Origin of the sequence: Ciceribacter ferrooxidans (genome assembly GCF_004137355.1) — a bacterium.
GTDB lineage: Bacteria > Pseudomonadota > Alphaproteobacteria > Rhizobiales > Rhizobiaceae > Allorhizobium > Allorhizobium ferrooxidans.
On sequence record NZ_SDVB01000335.1, the window covers coordinates 1 to 258 of the forward strand.

The 258-nt window shown below is 70.2% G+C and carries 1 pseudogene; it reads right to left on the reverse strand.

Annotation, left to right across the window (positions count from 1 at the left end):
- A pseudogene (locus EUU22_RS22195) lies at positions 1-242 on the reverse strand (MFS transporter); the annotation flags it as partial.
- Between the last annotated feature and the right edge of the window lie 16 nt (positions 243-258).

Here is a 258-nt window from a genome sequence, read left to right on the forward strand (position 1 = left end):
GAGGGCCGCCACCACGAGGCGCCGCGTCCGGCCTCGATGAGGCCAACCAGGAGCACCGAGATCGCGGCCGCGAAGATGCCCGTGCCGGCAAAGTCGAAGGCCGCGCTCCGCGGCGCGATGCACTCTCCGGCCAGGCCCCATCCGATGGCCGCCATGGCGAGGAGACCGAAGGGAAGATTGATGTAAAAGACCGCGCGCCACGACACCTCGTCGGTGAGAAACCCCCCGATGAGGGGCCCCACGAGGGAAGCCACGCCC